20 protein-coding genes, 4 tRNA genes and 1 pseudogene are annotated in these 23011 nt (G+C 33.2%); 1 reads left to right on the forward strand and 24 read right to left on the reverse strand.

Going from position 1 to position 23011, the window contains the following annotated elements; genetic code table 11:
* Positions 1–77: 77 nt before the first annotated feature.
* The 17 genes from rpoB to IRZ83_RS19275 all read right to left on the reverse strand — a co-directional run bounded on the left by rpoB (position 78) and on the right by IRZ83_RS19275 (position 12758).
* Complete coding sequence (gene rpoB / locus IRZ83_RS19195; RefSeq protein WP_029273447.1) at positions 78–3890, reverse strand: DNA-directed RNA polymerase subunit beta; 3813 nt, start codon at positions 3888–3890, stop codon at positions 78–80.
* Between the two features lie 267 nt (positions 3891–4157).
* Complete coding sequence (rplL, locus tag IRZ83_RS19200) at positions 4158–4529, reverse strand: 50S ribosomal protein L7/L12 (protein ID WP_007807437.1); 372 nt, start codon at positions 4527–4529, stop codon at positions 4158–4160.
* A gap of 89 nt (positions 4530–4618) precedes the next feature.
* Entirely contained in the window at positions 4619–5122 is a 504-nt protein-coding gene (gene rplJ, locus IRZ83_RS19205) for a 50S ribosomal protein L10 (RefSeq protein ID WP_029273446.1), read from the reverse strand.
* Between the two features lie 22 nt (positions 5123–5144).
* Positions 5145–5834 (reverse strand): 50S ribosomal protein L1, encoded by a 690-nt coding sequence (rplA, locus tag IRZ83_RS19210; RefSeq protein WP_017496725.1) that lies wholly within the window; start codon positions 5832–5834, stop codon positions 5145–5147.
* Between the two features lie 13 nt (positions 5835–5847).
* Complete coding sequence (gene rplK, locus IRZ83_RS19215; protein WP_029273445.1) at positions 5848–6285, reverse strand: 50S ribosomal protein L11; 438 nt, start codon at positions 6283–6285, stop codon at positions 5848–5850.
* Positions 6286–6352: 67 nt separating this feature from the next.
* The gene (gene nusG / locus IRZ83_RS19220; RefSeq protein WP_029273444.1) at positions 6353–6904 is read right to left on the reverse strand and encodes a transcription termination/antitermination protein NusG; all 552 of its coding nucleotides are present in this window, start codon (positions 6902–6904) and stop codon (positions 6353–6355) included.
* 10 nt (positions 6905–6914) lie between these two features.
* Positions 6915–7115, reverse strand: a complete 201-nt coding sequence (gene secE / locus IRZ83_RS19225) for a preprotein translocase subunit SecE (protein WP_029273443.1) — start codon at positions 7113–7115, stop codon at positions 6915–6917.
* A 19-nt stretch (positions 7116–7134) separates the two neighbouring features.
* Positions 7135–7205, reverse strand: a tRNA-Trp gene (locus IRZ83_RS19230).
* Positions 7206–7264: 59 nt separating this feature from the next.
* On the reverse strand, positions 7265–8452 hold the full coding sequence (gene tuf, locus IRZ83_RS19235; protein ID WP_007807448.1) for an elongation factor Tu: 1188 nt from the start codon (positions 8450–8452) through the stop codon (positions 7265–7267).
* 55 nt (positions 8453–8507) lie between these two features.
* Positions 8508–8579 (reverse strand) — tRNA-Thr (locus IRZ83_RS19240).
* Positions 8580–8694: 115 nt separating this feature from the next.
* Positions 8695–8775 (reverse strand) — tRNA-Tyr (locus IRZ83_RS19245).
* A 53-nt stretch (positions 8776–8828) separates the two neighbouring features.
* A tRNA-Thr gene (locus tag IRZ83_RS19250) sits at positions 8829–8902 on the reverse strand.
* 90 nt (positions 8903–8992) lie between these two features.
* Positions 8993–9295 carry a ribosome hibernation-promoting factor, HPF/YfiA family gene (hpf, locus tag IRZ83_RS19255; RefSeq protein WP_017496722.1) on the reverse strand — a complete coding sequence of 101 codons (303 nt, stop codon included), beginning with the start codon at positions 9293–9295 and terminating at the stop codon, positions 8993–8995.
* A 34-nt stretch (positions 9296–9329) separates the two neighbouring features.
* The gene (locus IRZ83_RS19260; RefSeq protein WP_029273442.1) at positions 9330–10223 is read right to left on the reverse strand and encodes a tyrosine-type recombinase/integrase; all 894 of its coding nucleotides are present in this window, start codon (positions 10221–10223) and stop codon (positions 9330–9332) included.
* Between the two features lie 145 nt (positions 10224–10368).
* Positions 10369–10563, reverse strand: coding sequence for a 30S ribosomal protein S21 (gene rpsU / locus IRZ83_RS19265; protein WP_026985791.1), 195 nt, complete (start codon positions 10561–10563; stop codon positions 10369–10371).
* Between the two features lie 137 nt (positions 10564–10700).
* A complete protein-coding gene (locus tag IRZ83_RS19270; RefSeq protein WP_029273441.1) occupies positions 10701–11843 on the reverse strand; it encodes an acyl-CoA dehydrogenase family protein in 1143 nt (380 codons plus the stop codon).
* 18 nt (positions 11844–11861) lie between these two features.
* Positions 11862–12758 (reverse strand): ComEA family DNA-binding protein, encoded by an 897-nt coding sequence (locus IRZ83_RS19275; RefSeq protein WP_194570751.1) that lies wholly within the window; start codon positions 12756–12758, stop codon positions 11862–11864.
* Positions 12759–13023: 265 nt separating this feature from the next.
* Between IRZ83_RS19275 and IRZ83_RS19280 the strand changes: the two genes are divergently transcribed.
* On the forward strand, positions 13024–14496 hold the full coding sequence (locus tag IRZ83_RS19280; RefSeq protein ID WP_194570752.1) for an APC family permease: 1473 nt from the start codon (positions 13024–13026) through the stop codon (positions 14494–14496).
* A 63-nt stretch (positions 14497–14559) separates the two neighbouring features.
* On the opposite strand, the gene IRZ83_RS19285 is transcribed toward IRZ83_RS19280, so the two are convergent.
* From IRZ83_RS19285 to IRZ83_RS19315, 7 genes and pseudogenes are all read right to left on the reverse strand, one after another.
* On the reverse strand, positions 14560–14787 hold the full coding sequence (locus IRZ83_RS19285; RefSeq protein ID WP_029273438.1) for a PspC family transcriptional regulator: 228 nt from the start codon (positions 14785–14787) through the stop codon (positions 14560–14562).
* Between the two features lie 85 nt (positions 14788–14872).
* Entirely contained in the window at positions 14873–16144 is a 1272-nt protein-coding gene (locus IRZ83_RS19290; protein ID WP_194570753.1) for a DUF2851 family protein, read from the reverse strand.
* Positions 16145–16222: 78 nt separating this feature from the next.
* Positions 16223–16705 (reverse strand): 3'-5' exonuclease, encoded by a 483-nt coding sequence (locus IRZ83_RS19295; protein WP_029273436.1) that lies wholly within the window; start codon positions 16703–16705, stop codon positions 16223–16225.
* A gap of 87 nt (positions 16706–16792) precedes the next feature.
* Entirely contained in the window at positions 16793–18154 is a 1362-nt protein-coding gene (locus IRZ83_RS19300; protein WP_029273435.1) for a pyridoxal-phosphate dependent enzyme, read from the reverse strand.
* Between the two features lie 47 nt (positions 18155–18201).
* Positions 18202–20172: a putative porin gene (locus IRZ83_RS19305; RefSeq protein WP_194570754.1), complete on the reverse strand. Its 1971-nt coding sequence runs from the start codon at positions 20170–20172 to the stop codon at positions 18202–18204.
* A gap of 183 nt (positions 20173–20355) precedes the next feature.
* Entirely contained in the window at positions 20356–21912 is a 1557-nt protein-coding gene (locus tag IRZ83_RS19310; RefSeq protein WP_194570755.1) for a RagB/SusD family nutrient uptake outer membrane protein, read from the reverse strand.
* 8 nt (positions 21913–21920) lie between these two features.
* Positions 21921–23011 (reverse strand): annotated as a pseudogene (locus tag IRZ83_RS19315) (TonB-dependent receptor); the annotation flags it as partial.

Below are 23011 nucleotides of genomic sequence, written 5' to 3' on the forward strand. Positions count from 1 at the left end.
ACTTTATTTTAATAAACAGCTTCAGTCTCAGCTTTCAGTGTTGAACTGAATACTGAGACTGTAACTGAAAACTTTATTTATTCTTCTAAACGAATGTCAAGTCCAAGACCTTTTAACTCATGCATTAATACATTGAATGATTCAGGTAATCCTGGTTCTGGCATAGACTCTCCCTTAACGATAGCTTCGTAAGTTTTAGCTCTACCAATAACGTCATCCGACTTAACTGTTAAGATTTCACGAAGTGTACTTGATGCTCCATAAGCTTCAAGTGCCCAAACCTCCATCTCTCCAAAACGCTGACCTCCAAATTGGGCTTTACCTCCAAGTGGCTGTTGCGTAATCAATGAGTATGGTCCGATAGAACGTGCGTGCATCTTATCATCAACCATGTGTCCTAATTTAAGCATGTAAATTACACCCACAGTTGCAGCTTGATGAAAACGCTCTCCAGTACCACCATCATAAAGGTATGTATGTCCAAAACGTGGCACTCCAGCTTCATCAGTTAATTCATTAATTTGATCTAAAGAAGCACCGTCAAAAATTGGAGTAGCAAATTTTCTACCCAAGTTCATACCAGCCCATCCAAGAACAGTTTCATAAATCTGACCAATGTTCATACGTGAAGGTACCCCAAGTGGATTCAATACGATATCTACCGGTGTTCCGTCTTCAAGGAAAGGCATATCTTCATGACGAACGATTCTTGCAACAATACCTTTGTTACCGTGACGTCCCGCCATTTTATCCCCTACTTTCAGTTTACGTTTTTTAGCGATATAAATTTTCGCTAATTTCAAGATTCCAGATGGTAATTCATCTCCAACTGTAATAGTGAATTTTTCTCTTCTTAAAGATCCTTGCAAGTCGTTCAGCTTAATTTTATAGTTATGAATTAAATCATTAACCATTTTATTAGTAGCATCATCAGCAACCCATTGACCTTTGCTTAAGTGAGCGAAATCTTCTACAGCGTAAAGCATTTTTTGAGTATATTTTTTACCCTTTGGTAAAACTTCTTCACCCAAATCATTCATTACACCTTGAGATGTTTTTCCGTTAACGATCAAGAATAATTTTTCAACCAATCTGTCTTTTAATTCAACAAATTTAGTTTCAAACTCCATTTCTAAAGCGCCTAAAGCATCTTTATCCTGAGTACGTTTACGTTTATCTTTTACGGCTCTTGCAAATAATTTTTTGTCAAGAACAACACCATGTAAAGATGGAGACGCTTTTAATGAAGCATCTTTTACATCTCCTGCTTTATCCCCGAAGATTGCACGAAGCAATTTTTCTTCTGGAGTAGGATCTGATTCTCCTTTTGGTGTAATTTTTCCGATCAAAATGTCGCCAGGTTTAACCTCTGCTCCAATTCTAATCATACCGTTTTCATCTAAATCTTTAGTAGCTTCTTCAGAAACGTTAGGAATATCGTTTGTTAACTCTTCATTACCTAACTTAGTATCTCTAACCTCTAATGAATAATCATCAACGTGGATAGAAGTAAAAATATCATCACGAACTACTTTTTCAGAAATTACAATCGCATCCTCAAAGTTATACCCTTTCCATGGCATGAACGCAACTTTTAAGTTTCTACCTAAAGCTAATTCACCATTTTGCGTAGCATATCCTTCTGATAATACTTGGCCAAGAATAACTCTATCACCTTTTCTTACGATTGGTTTCAAGTTAATACTTGTTCCTTGATTGGTTTTTCTAAATTTAATTAAGTTGTATGTTTTTTCATCAGCATCAAAACTTACCATTCTTTCTTCTTCAGTACGGTCGTATTTGATAGTAATGATATTAGCATCAACATATTCTACAGTTCCATCTCCTTCAGCATTAATCAATACTCTAGAATCTGAAGCCACTTGACGCTCTAAACCTGTACCAACAATTGGTGCTTCTGGGCGAATCAAAGGAACCGCCTGACGCATCATGTTAGATCCCATCAACGCACGGTTCGCATCATCATGTTCCAAGAAAGGAATCAATGAAGCCGAGATCGAAGCGATCTGGTTAGGAGCAACGTCTGTATAATGTACTGCAGATGGCTCAACAACTGGGAAGTCACCTTCCTCACGAGCAATAACATTGCTAGCTGTAATTTTACCAGAAGCATCCATTTCAATGTTTGCCTGAGCAATCATTTTTCCTTCTTCTTCTTCAGCACTTAAATAGATAGGTGTACTTTCTAAATCAACTACACCATCAGTAACTTTACGGTAAGGAGTCTCAATGAATCCCATTCCGTTAACTTTTGCATAAACACCAAGAGATGAAATCAAACCAATGTTTGGTCCCTCTGGAGTTTCAATCGGACATAAACGACCATAGTGAGTATAGTGAACGTCACGAACCTCGAAACCAGCTCTTTCTCTCGAAAGTCCACCAGGTCCAAGTGCAGATAATCTTCTTTTGTGTGTAATCTCAGCTAATGGATTCGTTTGATCCATAAATTGAGATAACTGGTTAGTACCAAAGAAAGAGTTGATAACTGACGATAATGTTTTAGCATTAATCAAATCAATTGGTGTAAACACCTCGTTATCTCTAACGTTCATTCTCTCACGAATAGTTCTAGCCATACGAGCTAAACCAACACCGAATTGTTGAGACAATTGTTCACCAACTGTTCTAACACGACGGTTTGATAAGTGATCAATATCATCAATCTCTGCTTTAGAGTTAATCAATTCGATCAAATATTTTACAATGGTAATGATATCTTCTTTGGTAAGCACTTGCTTTTCCATAGGGATATCTAAACCAAGTTTTTTGTTCATTCTATAACGACCAACTTCACCTAAGTTATAACGTTGATCAGAGAAGAACAATTTATCTATAATACCACGAGCAGTTTCCTCATCAGGCGGTTCAGCGTTACGCAACTGACGGTAAATGTGCTCTACAGCTTCTTTTTCAGAGTTTGTTGGATCTTTTTGTAACGTGTTGTGGATAATAGCATAATCTGCTTGATTATTATCTTCTTTGTGTAACAAAATAGATTTAACATTAGAATCGATGATTTCTTCAACATTATCTTTGTCGATAATAGTATCTCTATCAAGGATGATTTCGTTACGTTCGATAGAAACTACCTCACCAGTATCTTCATCAACGAAATCCTCATGCCATGTGTTTAATACACGAGCAGCAAGTCTTCTTCCAATATATTTTTTAATACCTGTTTTAGAAACTTTAATTTCCTCAGCTAAATCAAAAATTTCAAGGATATCCTTATCTCTTTCGAATCCAATAGCACGGAATAAAGTTGTAACCGGTAATTTTTTCTTTCTATCGATATAAGCATACATTACACTGTTGATATCTGTAGAAAATTCTATCCAAGAACCTTTAAAAGGAATAACTCTGGCAGAATAAAGTTTTGTTCCATTTGCGTGGAATGATTGACCAAAGAAAACCCCAGGAGAACGGTGTAGTTGAGATACTACTACACGCTCAGCACCATTGATAACAAAAGTACCGCTTGGAGTCATATAAGGTATTGTTCCAAGATAAACATCTTGTACAATAGTTTCAAAATCTTCGTGTTCCGGGTCAGTACAGTATAGTTTCAACCTAGCTTTTAAAGGCACACTATAAGTAAGACCTCTCTCTATACATTCTTGAATTGTATAACGTGGTGGATCTACAAAATAATCTAGGAACTCCAATACAAAGTTATTTCTTGTATCTGTGATTGGAAAGTTTTCCATGAAGGTGTTGTACAACCCTTCGTTGCCTCTTTCGTCAGATTTAGTTTCTAATTGAAAAAAATCTTTAAAAGATTTAACCTGAACATCTAAGAAATCCGGATAGTCAGGAATATTTTTTGTAGAGGCAAAATTCAATCTTTCAGTCTGATTTGTTATCATCAATGGACAAAATTTTGATTAAAAAAAAGTAATTTTTTGTGTAAAAACACACACTGTTTAATCTATACTTTCTTATTATAATCAATACATCTTTAAAAATAAACCGATAAAAATTAGTTCAATTTTTTTTCTTCGTATTGATCAAAAACTTTTTCGTATTTTAAACTATTTGATAATAAAACTTGATCTATTTTATTATACGAAAAATGGTTTAGGCCATTGAGCGTTCACTCAAGACCTAAACCTAGTTCTTAAAACCGAGTTGAATTATTTAAGCTCAACTACAGCTCCAGCTTCTTCTAATGATTTTTTAAGACCTTCAGCCTCTTCTTTAGAAACACCTTCTTTAACGTTACTTGGAGCACCGTCAACTACATCTTTAGCTTCTTTAAGACCTAAACCTGTAAGTTCTTTTACTAATTTTACAACTGCTAATTTAGAAGCACCAGCTTCTTTTAATACAACTGTAAATTCAGTTTGTGCTTCTTCAGCAGCACCTTCTCCACCACCAGCAGCAACTACTACAGCTGCAGCAGCAGGCTCGATACCATACTCGTCTTTTAATATTGTTGCTAATTCGTTAACTTCTTTAACTGTTAAGTTAACTAATTGTTCTGCGAATTGTTTCAAATCTGCCATTTTTTCTATCGTTTAAAATGATTTGTAAAATTATATTTTGTTTATTGTGCGCTATTTAAGCTACGAGGGAAATTCCCTCATAAAAATTATTATGCTTCCGCTTCTTCTTCGCTACCAGCGAATTTGTTTTGTAAAGCAGAAATAATTCTTTGAGCAGGAGATTGTAATAATCCAATAAGTTCTCCAAGAAGTTCTTCTTTAGATTTAATAGTAGCTAATGCCTCTAATTGATTATCTCCAATATACACTTCAGAATTGATGTAAGCTCCTTTTAAAACTGGTTTATCAGATTTCTTACGGAAATCTTTGATAATTTTTCCAGGTGCATTTGCAACATCAGAAATGAATATAGCACTATTACCAGTTAAAACTGTTGGTAAATCACCATAATCATTAGCAGAAGCTTCCATTGCTTTTGCAAGCAAAGTGTTCTTTACAACTTCTAATTTGATACCTGCTTTAAAACAAGCTCTACGTAAGTTTGAAGTTGTCTCTGCGTTTAATCCAGAAATATCAGATACATAAATGATATTTGTACCAGCTAACTGCGCAGTTAAATTTTCAATCGCGATTGATTTTTCTTCTCTAGTCATACTAAAAATTTTTAACTACCAATTATACTGCTTTTGGATCCAATGCAATAGCAGGACTCATAGTGCTTGTAAGGTGAATACCTTTAATATAGGTACCTTTAGCAGCAGTTGGCTTAAGTTTTATTAATGTTTGAATAATTTCGTGTGCGTTGTCAACAATTTGCTCAGCTCCAAAAGAAACTTTACCAATTCCTGCGTGAACGATACCAGTTTTATCAACTTTAAAGTCAATTTTACCAGCTTTTACCTCTGCAACAGCTTTTGCAACATCCATAGTTACAGTACCTGTTTTAGGGTTTGGCATTAAACCTCTAGGTCCTAAAATACGACCTAATGGACCTAATTTACCCATAACAGCTGGCATAGTGATGATAACATCAACATCTGTCCAACCATCTTTAATTTTTTGTAAATAATCGTCAAGACCTACATAGTCAGCACCAGCTTCTTTAGCTTCCGCTTCTTTATCTGGAGTAACCAATGCTAATACTTTAACGTCTTTACCTGTTCCGTGAGGTAATGTAACCACACCTCTAACCATTTGATTCGCTTTTCTTGGATCTACACCCAAACGAACTGCGATATCAACAGACTCATCAAATTTTGCAGAAGCAACTACTTTTAATAATGCCGCAGCATCTTTAAGAGAATATAGTTTGTTCTTTTCAATTTTTGAAGCAGCCTCTTTTTGCTTTTTTGTTAATTTTGCCATGTCTTTTTCTTAATTAAAAAGGAGCTTCTCCTGATACAGTTATACCCATAGATCTAGCTGTTCCAGCAACCATACTCATTGCAGCCTCAATAGTGAATGCATTTAAGTCAGGCATTTTGTCATCAGCAATTGCTCTAATTTGTTCCCAAGTAACACTAGCTACTTTTTTACGATTAGGCTCACCAGAACCAGATTTTAGCTTTGCAGCTTCCATTAACTGAACCGCTGCTGGAGGAGTCTTAACAACAAAATCGAATGATTTGTCTTTATACACAGTGATTTGCACTGGGCATATTTTGCCAGGTTTATCTTGAGTTCTAGCATTAAATTGCTTACAGAACTCCATGATGTTTACCCCAGCAGCTCCTAAAGCAGGTCCAACCGGTGGCGACGGATTCGCAGCACCTCCCTTAACTTGTAGTTTAACTACCTTACTAATTTCTTTAGCCATTTTTAAAAAATTTAACACTGCAATCAATGGAAGCGATTACAATGGTTATTATATATGTAACAAAAAATTATACTTTTTCAACTTGCATAAAACTTAATTCTAGTGGTGTTTTTCTTCCGAAAATCTTAACCATAACTTCAAGTTTACGCTTTTCTTCATTAATTTTTTCAACTGTACCGTTAAATCCATTAAAAGGACCATCGATCACTTTAACAGTTTCTCCTAAGTTGAAAGGAATAGCACGAGTATCTGTATTAACAGCTAACTCATCTACTTTACCTAACATACGATTTACTTCAGATAATCTCAAAGGAACAGGTTCTCCCCCTTTAATTTCTCCTAAAAATCCAATTACACTTGTAATAGACTTAATAATATGAGGTATCTCACCAACTAAGTTGGCTTCGATCATAACATATCCAGGGAAATAAACCTTATCCTTAGACATTTTTTTCCCTTCTTTTACAGTAACTACTTTTTCTGTAGGCACTAAAACTTGGGAAACATAATCACCCATACCTAGTCTGGCAATTTCAGTTTCGATATAAGCTTTGACTTTATTTTCTTGTCCGCTTACAGCTCTAACCACATACCATTTTTTCACATTATTATCTGCCATCACAAAAAAATTATCCTTTTTTTAACCAACTAAAAAATCCAGCCAAAGCTTTTGCAAAAAATTCGTCTACTCCCCAAGTTGCCAAAGCAAATAGAATCGAAAATACAGCCACAACAATTGTCAATTTTTGAACCTCAGCCCAAGCTGGCCAAGTAACATTTGACTTTAACTCTTCGAAAGCCTCTGATAAATAATTAGTAACTTTTGTCATTTGATATATTTTTTTATTGCACGGGCGGAGGGATTCGAACCCCCATCAACGGTTTTGGAGACCGCTATTCTACCCTTGAACTACGCCCGTAATTAAAGCCAGTGATTTCAGTTAAGAAAATCAACTGGCTTTTTATAATATTTATAGGATTATCCTACGATTTCAGTTACCTGACCAGCTCCTACAGTTCTACCACCTTCACGGATAGCGAAACGTAAACCTACGCTCATAGCGATTGGGCTTAATAAAGAAACATTGATAGTCAAGTTATCTCCTGGCATTACCATCTCTACTCCTTCTGGTAAAGTAATAACTCCTGTTACGTCAGTTGTACGTACGTAGAACTGTGGACGGTAGTTATTATGGAATGGAGTATGACGTCCACCTTCTTCTTTTTTCAAGATATAAACCTCTGCTTTGAAAGTAGCGTGTGGTTTTACTGATCCTGGCTTAATGATAACCATTCCTCTTTTGATAGATTCTTTATCAATACCTCTTAACAATAAACCTACGTTATCTCCAGCTTCACCTCTATCAAGGATTTTACGGAACATCTCAACTCCTGTAATAGTAGAAGTTAATTTATCAGCTCCCATACCAATGATTTCAACTGGATCTCCTGTATTAGCAATACCTGTTTCGATACGACCTGTAGCAACAGTTCCACGACCAGTAATTGTAAATACATCTTCAACCGGCATCAAGAATGGCTTAGCTACGTCACGTACTGGCTCTTCGATCCAAGCATCAACAGCTTCCATTAATTCAATGATTTTTGGTACCCAAGCAGGATCGTTATTCAATCCTCCTAAAGCAGAACCTTGAACTACAGGACCATTATCTCCATCATATTCGTAGAAAGATAATAAATCTCTAATTTCCATTTCAACAAGCTCTAACAATTCAGCATCATCAACCATATCCACTTTGTTCATGAAAACAACGATTCTTGGAATACCAACCTGACGACCTAAAAGGATGTGCTCACGAGTTTGTGGCATTGGACCATCTGTAGCAGCAACTACCAAGATAGCTCCGTCCATTTGAGCAGCACCAGTAACCATGTTCTTTACGTAATCCGCGTGACCTGGACAGTCAACGTGAGCGTAGTGACGGTTAGCTGTTTCATACTCTACGTGCGATGTATTAATAGTAATACCTCTTTCTTTCTCCTCTGGAGCGTTATCGATTTGATCAAACGATTTTGCTTGACAGTAACCTGCATCAGACAATACTTTTGTAATTGCAGCAGTTAATGTAGTTTTTCCGTGATCCACGTGTCCAATTGTACCTATGTTTAAGTGCGGTTTGGAACGATTAAAATTCTCCTTTGCCATTTTACTTAATTTTTAATCTTAGTTATATATTAATTTTCAATTTCCTACTTACTTGAGCCAATGTCGGGAATTGAACCCGAGACCTCTTCCTTACCAAGGAAGCACTCTACCCCTGAGCTACACCGGCAGAGCTTGAATTTTAGACTTTACATTCCCGATTTAGATTAAAATAAAGCCAAATAAAATTCATCCTTTTTTTTACAAATCTAAATCCTGAAATCATCAATCTGACATCAAAATCGTGGGGAGAGCAGGATTCGAACCTGCGAAGTTCACACAGCAGATTTACAGTCTGCCCTCGTTGGCCGCTTGAGTATCTCCCCTTTTTTTATCAATAATTACATGAACAATTTCAAATCGCATTTGAAATATTTTGAGCCGGCGGAGGGACTCGAACCCACGACCTGCTGATTACAAATCAGCTGCTCTAGCCAACTGAGCTACGCTGGCAATATCAATAAAAAAGTCCGCTATTTCTAACGGACTGCAAATGTAGCTATTTTATCTTTGAATCAAAACATTTTTTGAAAAAAATTTCAATTATATGTGTGCTCTTATTTTTTCTTTCCTTTTTACCAGTAAACGTTCTAAAGATTCTGCCGAAAGCTCGACCGCTTCTTCAAATGTTTTGCATTGTTTTTTAACCAAAAAATCATCTCCAGGAACATTAATCTTAATCTCTACTGCCTTATTCTCTTTGTCACTGGTTCTCTCGACTTTTAAAAAAACGTCTGCCGAAACAACTCGATCATAATATTTTTCTAATTTATCCATTCTTTCTTGAATAAAATCCACCAACTTTCTGTCAACAGTAAAGTTAACTGCATGAACATCTACCTTCATAATACAAATTTTAGGGTTAAACATTTCAGAATTATTACTTATTTCGAGGATGCGCATCAGTATACACCTTTTTAAGCTCTGCTAAACTATTATGAGTATAAACTTGCGTAGACGCTAAACTCGAATGCCCTAATAATTCTTTAACTGAATTTAAATCTGCTCCGTTATTTAATAAGTGAGTCGCAAAAGTATGCCGAAGCACGTGTGGACTTTTTTTTACCTTTTCAGAGACTTTACTAAAGTAAGAATTTATTAATCGATACACAAAAGATTCGCTCAATTTTAACCCTTTTTTTGAAATAAAAAAATAATCAGTATCCACTATTTTTTCCACAGAAGAACGTTCTGACAAATACAACTTAAATTGTTCGACAACAATTGGAAGAATCGGTATAATACGCTCTTTATTGCGCTTTCCCAAAACCTTAACGACATTTGAAGACAAATCAACATTTCGATTCATTAAATGAATTAATTCTGCTCTTCGCATTCCCGTTGTATAAAAAAGATCCACAATAAGCTTATCACGTACTTCTTCAAATCCAACAGGCGAACCAACTTCCTCCATCAATTCTATTAGCTCTTTTTCAGAAAAGGGAATCTGAACAATTTTTGGAGTTTTCAATGCCTTATGCTTTAACATCGGGCTGACATCTATTTGTTTTGTTTTGAGAAGAAATTTATAAAACGACTTCAGAGAAGCCATTTTTCTATTAACTGAAACATTTGAAATATCCTGATCGACCAAAGAAACAATCCAACTTCTAATTTGACTATAATTTACTTTTTCGATATCTTCCTGTTCAAAATGAGTTTTATTGAACACTTCAAAAAAAGTAATATCATTTAAATAAGCATTAACAGTATGAGCAGAATATTTTTTCTCCAACTGAAGATAATCACGAAATGCTTCTTTGTTTGATTTCATAAGAAAAGATATTCTTTATTTCTACCTATTATATATTACACAAATATAACCTCAGAGAAATTTAAAAATTACACATAAAAAAACCGCTAGCATCAAAGTTATAATTTTTTGATGACTAACGGTAATTATTTTTGAATAGCTACTACTAACTCTCTAAACCATCTCTCATGTTTTGAATGTAAGCAGCTTTTTGAATTTGAGCTCTTTTGATTACAGAAGGCTTAATAAAAGCAGTACGTGCTCTTAATTGACGAACAGTTCCTGTTTTATCAAATTTTCTTTTATAGCGCTTTAATGCTCTATCGATATTTTCTCCGTCTTTAATTGGTATAATTAACATAATATAGACACCTCCTCTCGTTAAGGTTGCAAAAGTAAATATTAATTATGAATTATGAATTATAAATTATGAATTATTTTTTTAAAAAGAAAAAAGAGTAAAAGATCAAGAGAATATAAGCTTATTTACTCTTACTATTAGTCTTTTAATAAATTTCTCGAAATAACTAATTTCTGAATTTCAGTAGTTCCTTCTCCAATGGTACATAATTTAGAATCTCTGTAGAATTTTTCTACCGGAAAATCTTTAGTATAACCATAGCCTCCATGAATCTGTACAGCTTCATTGGCAATTTTCACACAAGCTTCTGAGGCATACATTTTTGCCATAGCCCCCAGAGTGGTAACTGGCTTATGTTGTTGTTTTAAGAAAGCGGCTTTATGCAATAATAATTCTGACGCTTCTATTTCTGTAGCCATATCAGCTAATTTAAATGAGATACCTTGAAAACTGCTGATCGGCTGTCCAAATTGATGTCTTTCTTTAGAATACTTTAATGCAGCTTCATAAGCACCTTTAGCAATACCCAATGATAAAGCTCCTATTGAAATTCGGCCTCCATCTAATATTTTCATCGCTTGAACAAACCCTTGTCCCACTTCTCCTAATCTATTTGCATCTGGTACCCTGCAACTATCAAAAACCAACTCAGCGGTTTCACTTGCACGCATACCTAATTTATTTTCTTTTTTCCCTGAAGAAAATCCTGCCATTCCTTTTTCGAAAACAAATGCGGTCATTCCTTTTGAATCTCCTTTTTCACCAGTACGAACTATTACAACCGCAATATCTCCAGAAATAGCATGGGTGATAAAATTTTTAGCTCCACTTACAATCCAATGATCTCCATCTTTAACAGCTGTGGTATTCATACCACCTGCATCAGAACCTGTATTGTGTTCTGTTAGACCCCAGGCTCCTATATATTCTGCAGTTGCTAATTTTGGAAGCCATTTTTTCTTCTGTTCTTCATTTCCAAAAGTTAAAATATGATTTGTACATAATGAATTATGAGCAGCAACAGACAACCCAATTGAAGGATCGACCTTTGAAATTTCTTCAACAACCGTAATATACTCATGATAACCTAATCCGGATCCGCCATATTCTTCAGGCACTAAAACGCCCATAAATCCCATTTCTCCTAATTTTTTAAATAGCGGAATTGGAAAAATCTGTGCTTCATCCCATTCCATTATATTAGGTCTAATGTTTTTTTCAGCAAAATCTTTAATAGACTGTGCAATCATTGATTGTGTTTCGTTGTATTCAAAATTCATTGTTTGCTACTTTATTTTTTAGAACTCCAAATATAAACTAATTATTTTTGCTTTTTCAACAGGAAAACCTTTAATTTTTGACAAATCCTCAATATTAGTGAAATTTCCATTCATACTCCTGTACGTTACAATTTGTTTTGCTAATGCATATTTAAAATAAGGAAACTGTGATAATTCCTTTAAAGAAGCATCATTGATCGCTATTTTTCTAAAGTTAGCAGGTAATACAGCCTTAAAATGAGTATTTAATTCTGTAAGTACTTCTGGCGAAAGTCCCCAGATATCATTCATTTGTTCCATCGAAACAAAACTTCCAAAAATTTCTTTCTGCTTTAGTATTCGTGTTGAAAGTGCTTCTCCCACACCATAAATTTTTATCAAATCTTCTTGAGTTGCCTGATTAATATCTAAAATTACAATCTTTTCTTTTTTAAAATTAATCTTTTGAACATAATCTTTTTTCTCTGAGACGAATTCTTTCTTTTTTTGAATCCAATCAGGGAATTTAAAAAATGGAGAAATGGCTTTTAATAAGGAATCTGAAACTTTTGTTACCTCTTGAAATTCCTTAGCAGAATTTACATATTTATTTTCTTTACGAAATGCTATCAGTCTATCAATTTCCTGAACAGACATTCCAAGTTTATAACCTTTATAGTCTGAAATAAAATTTGGATTAAATAAATATACCTTTGGTTTTATTTCAGATTTGAGAGTTTGAAGTGAATCTATCTCAGATTGCAAAGACATCCATTTCTCTTTCTCTTGAAATGCTTTTTGAGGCAAGCTAAAATCTGCAAAAAAATAAACAATCTGCAAAATGATAATAATCAAGAAAAGCAAAAAAATTCCTGTTCGCTGTTGCCTTGTAAATTTAAAATACAATTTCAATTCTTTAAAATTTTTCATTTTCATAAATTTTCTAACGTAATTTAAAACATAAACAAACGAAATTAAAACAATTTATTAAGAAATGTATTATGAAAAATGTATTTTGTGAGAATTATACATTTTAAATATAAACCTCAATTAAATTGATGAATTAGGGGGCTCAAAGATAATTTATCAGCACTTTTCTGAACATTTTAAACATTTTGTAACTTAAAACAATATAATTGTTTTTATTTTTTACAAAAAACAATACATTTGGAGCTTAATAACATTAAACCAATATAATAGTATGTCAATTTGGAGAGTTAAACCAATTTCAGCTTTTGAAGCTGATATGAAAAAAAGTGATTTAAAAAGAGTTCTAGGTAAATGGAGTCTAACAGCCATTGGAGTTGGAGCTATTATTGGTGGAGGAATTTTTGTTCTTACTGGCACAGGTGCATATTATCATGCAGGTCCAGCATTAGCACTTTCATTCATCATTGCAGGTATTGCCTGTGTTTTTGCTGCTCTTTGTTATTCTGAGTTTGCCTCAATTTTACCTGTTGAAGGTTCTGCATATGCTTATGCATATGGTACAATTGGAGAAATTTTTGCCTGGATTATCGGTTGGGGGCTTATCCTTGAGTATGCAATGGGATCAATGACGGTAGCAGTTTCCTGGTCAGGATATTTTAACAAATTACTTAAAATGTTTCATATTAAGCTTCCTGAATGGCTCACAACAGACCCTGCAAGTTATACTGGTGAAGGTTTTTCAATGAATCTTCCCGCCTTTTTAATTGTTATTTTAGTTATTTCATTACTTATAAAAGGTACAAAAAGCGCAGCAAAAGCAAATAACATGATTGTTATTCTTAAAGTTTCTGCTGTAATATTCGTAATTGTTGCAGGTCTTTTCTTTATTAATACTGCTAACTGGCATCCGTTCATTCCGGCAGCAACACAAATCGTTGAAAAAGAAACAACTCATAATGCTTACGGAATAGCAGGAATTGTTTCGGGAGCTGCTGCAATTTTCTTTGCCTATGTAGGTTTTGATGCTGTTTCTACACAAGCTGGTGAGGCAATTAATCCTAAAAAAGATGTTCCGTTTGCTATTATTGCTTCATTATTAATTTGTACTACATTATACATTCTTGTTTCTTTAGTTTTAACAGGAATGATGAATTACCAAGACTTTAATCCACTAGGAAAATATCCAGAAGCTATAAAAGCTCCAGTAGCATATGCATTTGATATTGCTGGGCAACCTTGGGCTGGCTTTATAATTACAGTTGCCGCAACTATTGGTTTGATTTCTGTATTAATGGTAATGATTATGGGGCAATCAAGAATTTTCTTGGGTATGTCTAAAGATGGTTTAATTCCTCCTGTATTTTCTAAAGTAAATCCAATTTCAGGAACACCAAAAACCAATTTAATGATCTTAGGCGGTATTATTGCTATAGTTGCAGCTTTTACACCGATTAACAGATTAGCAGATATGACAAGTTTTGGTACCTTATTTGCTTTTACAATGGTTTGTATAGCTGTTTGGATTCTAAGAGTGAAACAACCTCAATTAACGAGAACATTTAAAGTACCTGCTTTGCCACTAATCGCAGTTTGTGGTATTTCAATCAATACTTATTTAATGATTAATTTGAGTTTAGATGCTCAATTACTTTCATTAGGATGGTTAGCTATAGGTATAGTTGTTTATTTTGCTTACAGTAAAAAACGAGCAAAACTAAACAAACCACAAGAAATAGAAGAATAAAAAATAGAAGAATAGAAAAGCCCCTTATTAAAATAAGGGGCTTTTTATTATCTAATCATTTATTTATAAATCAAAAACAGATGTTCTTTTGGCGCGAATCAAATCTTTTAAGCGAATCCAAAAGGCTAAAGTCAAATAAACTCCAAAACCTAAACCTGCAGTAACAAACGAAATGTATATAAAAAATAATCTTACACTTGTTACCCGCATTCCGAGTTTATCTGCTAGGCGAGATGAAACATGAAATCCATATTTCTCAAAGAAAAACTTAAGTCTTAAAATTGCTGACATTTTTATTTAGATTTATATTTGTCGTTCGATTTTGCTCACGATGACAAAAGTACAAAATTATCTAATCAACCCATTTTCTAATTAGCTAATTGTTCTTAAGCAATTCCATTCCTAAAGCACAATTTAAACATCCCTTTTGATTGCAATATTCATTTTTAAGCTCAAGTAAAGTTTGCGTTTCAAAAGCATTTTTAGATGAAATTCCAAACGATTCAAACTTATCTATTACCGCATTTTTCTCTGGCGCTACTTCAGTCATAAATGTAATTAAATCCTCAGGCATTGATTCTCCCATCTTATTCGAATAAGCAAATTGAACTGGAATTATAGTATTCAAAATGATCAAATCTAAAAATGATTTAGAGAGAGATTTAGCCTTTTTCGGACTTTCCTTATCAAACTGATAATGATTCTGCCAATACAAACTAGTAGAAACTGCAAGCAAATCATAGACACTTTTAACGGACTTTAAAGGAATTACTTTAGAAAATAAATTTTGATGCTTATGGTACAAATTCGCCAATTGCGAAAGCCGAATAGTTGGAAAATTATCTGGTCGATGTTTAAAAAACTGAACTGGCTCTATATAAGATCTTTCTAGCTGATACTTATGAAGCAGAAAAAAATACCTAAACTTTAAATCTGTAAAATAAACATCTTCTTTCTCACTCTGTAATAATCCGGATGTTCCAAAAAATAAAGCTTCTAGATTTTCTACTTCAAAACTTTCTTTTCTAATAATCGAAAACGGCAAGGCTTTCGCAATCTGCAAAAAAGAATTCCCATTTGTATTTAGTCCAAAATTCTTTGCTAATAAACAAAATAAGACTGCCTCCCAATCAGAATTTGTTTCTTCAAGTAAATCGTAAATGAATTTTGATTTGCGTTCCAACCGTTCAAAAAACAATCTTTCCTGCCAATTTTTAAATACAAAATCATCAATATCAACAAGGTGTTTTTCACAAAAGATCCATGATTTTGCAGTCATTAAGGCACTGTAATTGTTGATGACATCAGAAGAGACAAAATCTTTTAATACTAAAACCGGAATTTCTGTATTGTTTTCTCTGAATATTTCAGTGTCATGTTCCCAAACAACATGTAAAATGACACTCTGATATGCAATATCTTTTTCATGATGATGCAAATACCAATCTGAAGATTTTAAATGAATTTCTACATTTCCTGCCCATTTTTGATCTCCAATTTTAATTTGGGCATTAAAAAAATCAGGCCCTGCAAGTTCTAAATAATCTCCGGTTTTTATAATGGTAATTTGCTCATCTTGAGTGGTTTTTAAATTCAAAGTATCAAACTTCTTGAATTTCCAGAGATAATGAAGAAAATCTTCTTTCATTTTTTAGGATTTTAATAATGATTTACAAAACCTAAAAATAATAAAAAATAGTATTAATCTTATATTATATAATTAGTTTTAGCGCATCAAATATAATTTGGCGCAAGCACGAGCATCAGATAATGCTTCATGGTGATTCAGCTGAATTTTCATTTCGCGACAGCAATCGCTTAATTTTGTAGGCTTTAATCCCTTTGCTTTATATATTTTAACTGTACACTCCCATTTTGGTGCTATATTCAAATCTTCATAATACAACCCGTAAAGTGCCATCGATTTCATCAGCACATTTCGATCGAAACTTTCATTATGAGCAACAACAACTCTATTTCGTAATCTCTTTTCGATTTCCGGATAAACCTGCGAAAATGATTTAGCATTAACTGTATCGCGAGGATAAATACCGTGAACTTGGATCGTAAACGGATTATATTCGTTATTTGGAGGTTTAATTAAAGAAACAAATTCATCAATAATAATTCCGTTTTCAACAGTAACTATTCCAACAGAACAAGGATGGTATCCTGTTGCAGTTTCAAAATCTATAGCGGTAAAATTCATTATTTTATACTATTTATGAGATAAAAAATCCATAAACCAAAGTCTCAAAACTCCGATTTATGGATTTAAAAAGTTATAAAAATTGCATTATTTTATAGATCCAATAATATCATATTTTGTAATAATATGATGTTTTCCGTTTCCTAGATCTACTAAAACTGCATCATTTTCTTTGGTAAATAATTTCGAAACCTCTTCGATCGTAGTTCCTAGTTTTACGATTGGGAAAGGTTTCCCCATTACTTCTTTAATTGGTTTTTCGGCTACATTTTTATCAGCAACATAACTTCTAAACAAATCTGTTTCATCAACAGAACCTACAAATCCGTTGATATCTACAACCGGAATCTGAGAAATTTTATACTTACGCATACGTTCAATTGCATGCGAAACCAATTCTTCTGTACGCACTACAATTAATTCTTTATCGATATGATCTTTTATAACATCTTCGGCTTTGGTAACATTTTCTTCTAAAAATCCACGCTCGCGCATCCAGTCATCATTAAACATTTTCCCTACATAACGGCTTCCTGAATCATGAAAAAGAACCACCACAACATCATCTGGCTTAAAATGCTCCTTGAGCTGTAACAAACCTTTTATACATGCGCCAGCAGAATTTCCAACAAAAATAGCTTCCTCAAGAGCGATCTTTCTAGTATAAACTGCGGCATCTTTATCCGTTACTTTTGTAAAACCATCAATTAAAGAAAAATCAACATTTTTTGGTAAAATATCTTCTCCAATTCCCTCTGTAATATAGGAGTAGATTTCATTTTCATCAAAAATTCCAGTTTCATGGTATTTCTTAAAAACTGATCCATACGTATCAATTCCCCAAATTTTAATATTTGGATTTTTCTCTTTTAAATATTTTCCAACACCAGAAATTGTTCCTCCTGTTCCTACTCCAACAACAAAATGTGTAATTTTACCGTCGGTTTGTTTCCAAATTTCCGGTCCAGTCTGTTCGTAATGTGCCAATGAATTTGACATATTATCATATTGATTTACATACCAAGAATTTGGTGTTTCAGATGCTAAGCGCTTAGAAACAGAATAATAAGATCTTGGATCTGTTGGTTCAACATCAGTAGGACAAACAACAACTTTTGCTCCAACCGCACGCAAAATATCCATTTTTTCTTTAGACTGCTTGTCTGAAATCACACAGATTAATTTGTACCCTTTTATGATCGCAACAAGAGCTAATCCCATACCTGTATTTCCAGAAGTTCCTTCAATTATAGTTCCCCCTGGTTTTAATCTGCCGTCAGCTTCTGCGTCTTCGATCATTTTCACGGCCATTCTGTCTTTTACAGAATTGCCTGGATTAAAAGTTTCGACTTTTGCTAATACTAACGCATCGATTTCAGCAACAATTTTGTTGAGTTTTACTAACGGTGTATTACCTATTGTTTCTAAAATATTTTTTGAAAAGTCCATTTTTATTTTATTTTAATATTTGGTTTAAGCTTAAATAGTGTTTGATTTTATTGGAAGAAATTCCAAACTAAACCAAATCGAATGACAAAATCACGATACGGATTGTTAGGCGCCGCATAATAATCGCTTTTAGAAAAAAGAGCATTTATATGTTCAGCTTTTAAATAAAAACGAGTTTGACGAATTCTTGCATTTACGAAAACATCAAATAAAGGATAATTTCCGATTTCTTTTTTCTCTTGGACAAAAAATTCTCCAATCACCGGATTATAATCGTTTCCGTAATATTTCGTAAAATAATTAAAAACAATTCCAGTTTGCATATAAAGTGCTTTTTTGAAAAAATAACTTGAATAATAAAAAGTATTTCTTGTCACAAAATCTGGAACATTCAAAATCAAATCTGATTGATCTACTTTTTGATACAGCAATGTATTATCTAAAGCAAATGCGCCAAAATTAAATTCTCTGCTAGCTTTTATAGAAAAATAATTAATTACATTTCCGTATTGTTCTGGTTTTATAATTTGAGTATAAGCTGCAATTTCGTCAGCATCTGAAACATCTTTAAAATACAAATGATCTTTTAAAACAGAATACTGAACTTCGGCATTTAACCAAGGTGTAAATACATTAGCACTTAACTGATTGATTTTTTCATTTTTGAAATTGTTTGACCAATTGTACTTTACATAACTGCTCTGATACAAATTATAATTATTGTTCGGCAGTTTGTTTACATTTCGATATCTAAAATCAAATTGAATTTTCTCATTTAAGTCATATCTTAATTTTGCATCTAAATCCGAAAGGGATTGATTTGTAATTGATCTTGTGTATAGAAATCGGCCATTCCATTTATTTTTCTGATATTCATACTGTCCGCCAAAATTATTAATCTGAAGAAATAAATTATCAGGAATTGCTGTTCCATCTTTATTTACGATAATTCTTTCGTATTTATAATTGGATCTATAATCGTCGACAAAGAAATTAAATTTTCCTAAAAGAGAATTTTCATAAGCTAGGCCAACTTTATTATATAGTTTTTCAAATCGAGTTTCATCGCTTATATTACTAGTAACATATGATTCTCCAAAACGTTGTACTAAAGAATTATTGCCCACACTCGAAAGTACCGTGGGCTGTTTATATTCGTAATATTTATATTCATAATTAAACTGGTGTGTTACATACAAATTATTACTCGCATCTTTTGGATTTATTCTGAAAGCGTGGTCAAAAAAGAAACGTCTGCCTTTTAAAAGTGACGTGGCATCTGTCAAAAACACTTGCAGTCGCTGACGGTTTTTATAATCGGGATCATCGCTTTCAAAATTTTCAGGCGTTGTAATTCCGCCATTTTCCTCATTTGTAATATCTTGAAACGTTACATGGGCATTTAAAATATATCTTTTATCTGTAGTGGCGTAACTCGTAGTAAACCTAAAATTACCTACACTGACTAATTGATTTATATAATCTCCTTCTGAACGTAATCCTCTGTAAGCAACAGAAAAATTAAGATTTTTAGACGTATTTAAAGTAATGAATGAGTCGACATTTTGACCTTTATTAATCGTAGTATTAAAAAATAATTCTGTCAAAGGAGTTGCTACTGAATAATATCGAATATCACTAGCCTGCATATAATCAAAATGTTTTCCTGAAAATCCAATTTCTGGATATGGAGAAAAACTGGTTAAACTATACTGCAATGTATTATATGTTTGTCCGATATTAGAAAAAGGCAAAAGTCCGAAATTATCTTTTCGAAGATAGTTTTGTTTGTAAGCACTTTTTAATGTCAAAGATGTATCTACATAAGTTGTATCATGCTCTAAAGTAATAATTTGATACTGATCAATCTTAGCTACTAATGCTTTTTTCTTTTTTAAAGTATCAGTTATACTTGAATATTTTGTATTCATATCCAAATTACTTTTAGAAGTATTTTTTTCTTGAGAAAACAGTAAGGCAGGCACTATTAATAGATATAGAAAAAAGAGTATTCTCATTTGACAGCTTTATATGTAAATTATATTCGACAAAATTAGTCAAGCAAAGGTAAAAGATAAAAACGTATAAAAAAACAAATCATTATGATTGAGAAGTTTTTCGAGACAATTCTATTAAATAACAAAACCCCCAATCAAAAAGTGATTGAGGGTTTTAAAAAAATCAAAATATTTATTTTTATTCTACCAGTCAGGGTTTTGTCCTAATCCTGGATTTGTATTCATTTCAATTTGAGGTATTGGCCATAAGAATCTTTTATCTGTAGCAGGAATAGCTGCAACTCCGTACGGACCTGGATAAGCTGTTCCTAATGTAAATAATGCAGCAGCTGGATTAGCATTAGCAACTTTTGCAGGAATACCATTAATAGGAGCAAGATCATCACCTTGTAATCTGTGAATATCAGACCATCTGCGACCCTCACATAAGAATTCAATTCTTCTTTCTTTCAAAATAGCAGCAACCATAGTAGCGTTTGTAGTGAAAGAAGCTGTTGTGTAAGCCTCAGTAGCGGGAGCCGCTAAAGATCTATTTCTTACAGAGTTTAACAAAGTCAAAGCTCCAGGCAAATTAGATAAACGAGCTTGAGCTTCTGCCATATTCAATACTACCTCTGCATATCTGATAACTGGTGCAGCATCAGTTGAATTAACAATGTCAGTGTATTTGTTAGTGTATTTTCTACCAGAAGCAGTAACAATTAATTTACCTTCTTCTCTTCTTTTATCAGTAGCTAACCAACTTGGATCTCTCCAGATAATTGGACTAATTGTAACTAATAATCTGTTTTTCAAGATACTTGCTAAAGCAGCATTTACTCCTGGATTAGCAGTAGGAGAATGTTGAATAGAGAATATAGATTCTGAGTTACCTAAGTTGCTAGTCAATACAAAAGGAGTACCTGGATCAGCAGTTAAAGTATAAAGACCTGTTAACTTTGTTCCTTCAGTAATTACGTTTGCCCAGTCTCTCTTATGAAGATATACTCTAGTTTTAAAAGCAATTGCAGCAGATTTTGTAGCTTTAGCAATTACTCTACCACCAGTTACACCGTTTGAAGATATTAAAGTTTCGGCATCATTTAAGTCAGCTAAAACTTTTGCATAACATTCAGCTACAGTGTTTCTTGGTTTTAGAGATTCAGCATCAATCTCAGTTTGAGTATTAATACCTACTTCTCTATAAGGAATACCAGGATGTGTTGCTCCTGCAGTAAAATTGTAAGGTCTTGCAAAATAAGTTAGCAATTCAAAATGAGTAATTGCTCTTAAAAATTTAGCTTGCCCAATATAATCATTACCAGCAGCAGCAGTAATAACACCTTTTGATACAGCATCATTAACACCTTCAATCATTAAATTACATCTGTTGATTAATCTGTAACCATCAACCCAGTAATAAACATTATTAGCTGTTGTTGGATCATAAGTTCCTTCATAAGTTAACTGGTAGAAAGTAGCTGTATTTACAACATCTTCTCCTCTAGCTTCACCTTGCTCTACGAAAGCAGCTCCCCAAACATAACCTCTACCACCATTTGAAGTACCACTATTATACGTACCAATTGCAGCAGCGTTATATACACCATTCATAGAAGACTCTACTAATGATGCAGTCGAAAAAGCATCTTTATCAGAGATGTTATTTACTGGAGTTAAATCCAGTATTTTTTCTTCTGTACATGAATTCATCCCGAATACAACTACAGAAAGCAAAATTGTTTTTATTAAATTTTTCATATGTTTTTTTATAAACTTACATTTATTCCCATTGATACAACCTTAGAACGTGGAGTACCATTAATGTCTACTCCAGAAGTTTCCATTTCAGGATTGATACCTTTGTAATCTGTGATTAACCAAACATTTTGTGCTTGAACAAATAATCTAAAGTTATCAACTTTAAGTTTATCCATTAAGATTTTTGGCAAAGTATATCCTAAACTAATATTATCAAGTGAGATAAAATCTCCGTCTTCAACAAAACGTGAACTTGCATTTCCTGAAAGGTTTGTAAATGTATTAGAACTAGCATATAATTTTGGTGTCCATCCATCTCCAGGATTGTCAACACTTTGCCATCTTCCTAAAATTTCAGTTCCGTTATTATTAAAGTTTTGGTTCATTAACTCTCTTCTAGTACTGTTGAAAATTTTATTTCCACCACTAAATCTAAACATAAAACCTAAATCAAGATTTTTGTATTTCATGTTAGAAGAAAAAGATCCGTAATAAGTTGGTAAAGTATTACCTAAAACAACTTTATCAGTTGCAGCACTTAAGCTAGATGCTGTAGCAACATTTGTAGGGTCTGCAGGATTAAAAACAGCATAAGTTCCTACACCAATACGACCTTGTACCAAAGAACCATCTGCTTTATAATAAACAGGATTACCATTTGCTTTATTTACTCCCCAATATTTAAATCCATATAAAGAGTTCATAGATTCACCTTCTCTAATGATAATGTTTGGAGCAATATTTGTATCTGTAGAAGAACCTCCAATAATATCCTGACCGTTAAAAACACTAGTAACAACGTTTTTAGATAAAGTTAAATTAGATGATAAATCCCAAGTAAAGTTTGCGTTGTTAATAGCTTTGAAGCTTACAGCAAACTCATAACCTTGATTATACAATTTACCAATATTTTTATTGATAGTATTAAAAGGAACACCTAATGATGGTGAAATTGGTACAGCTAAGATTAATTTATCGATATTATTTCTATAATAATCAAAAGCTAAAGTTAAACGGTTATTAAATAACCCTAAATCAGCACCAAAGTCAATTTTAGCACTTGACTCCCATTGAAGTTGGTCATTACCAAACTGAGCGT

This window comes from Flavobacterium sp. JLP, assembly GCF_015350755.1.
GTDB lineage: Bacteria > Bacteroidota > Bacteroidia > Flavobacteriales > Flavobacteriaceae > Flavobacterium.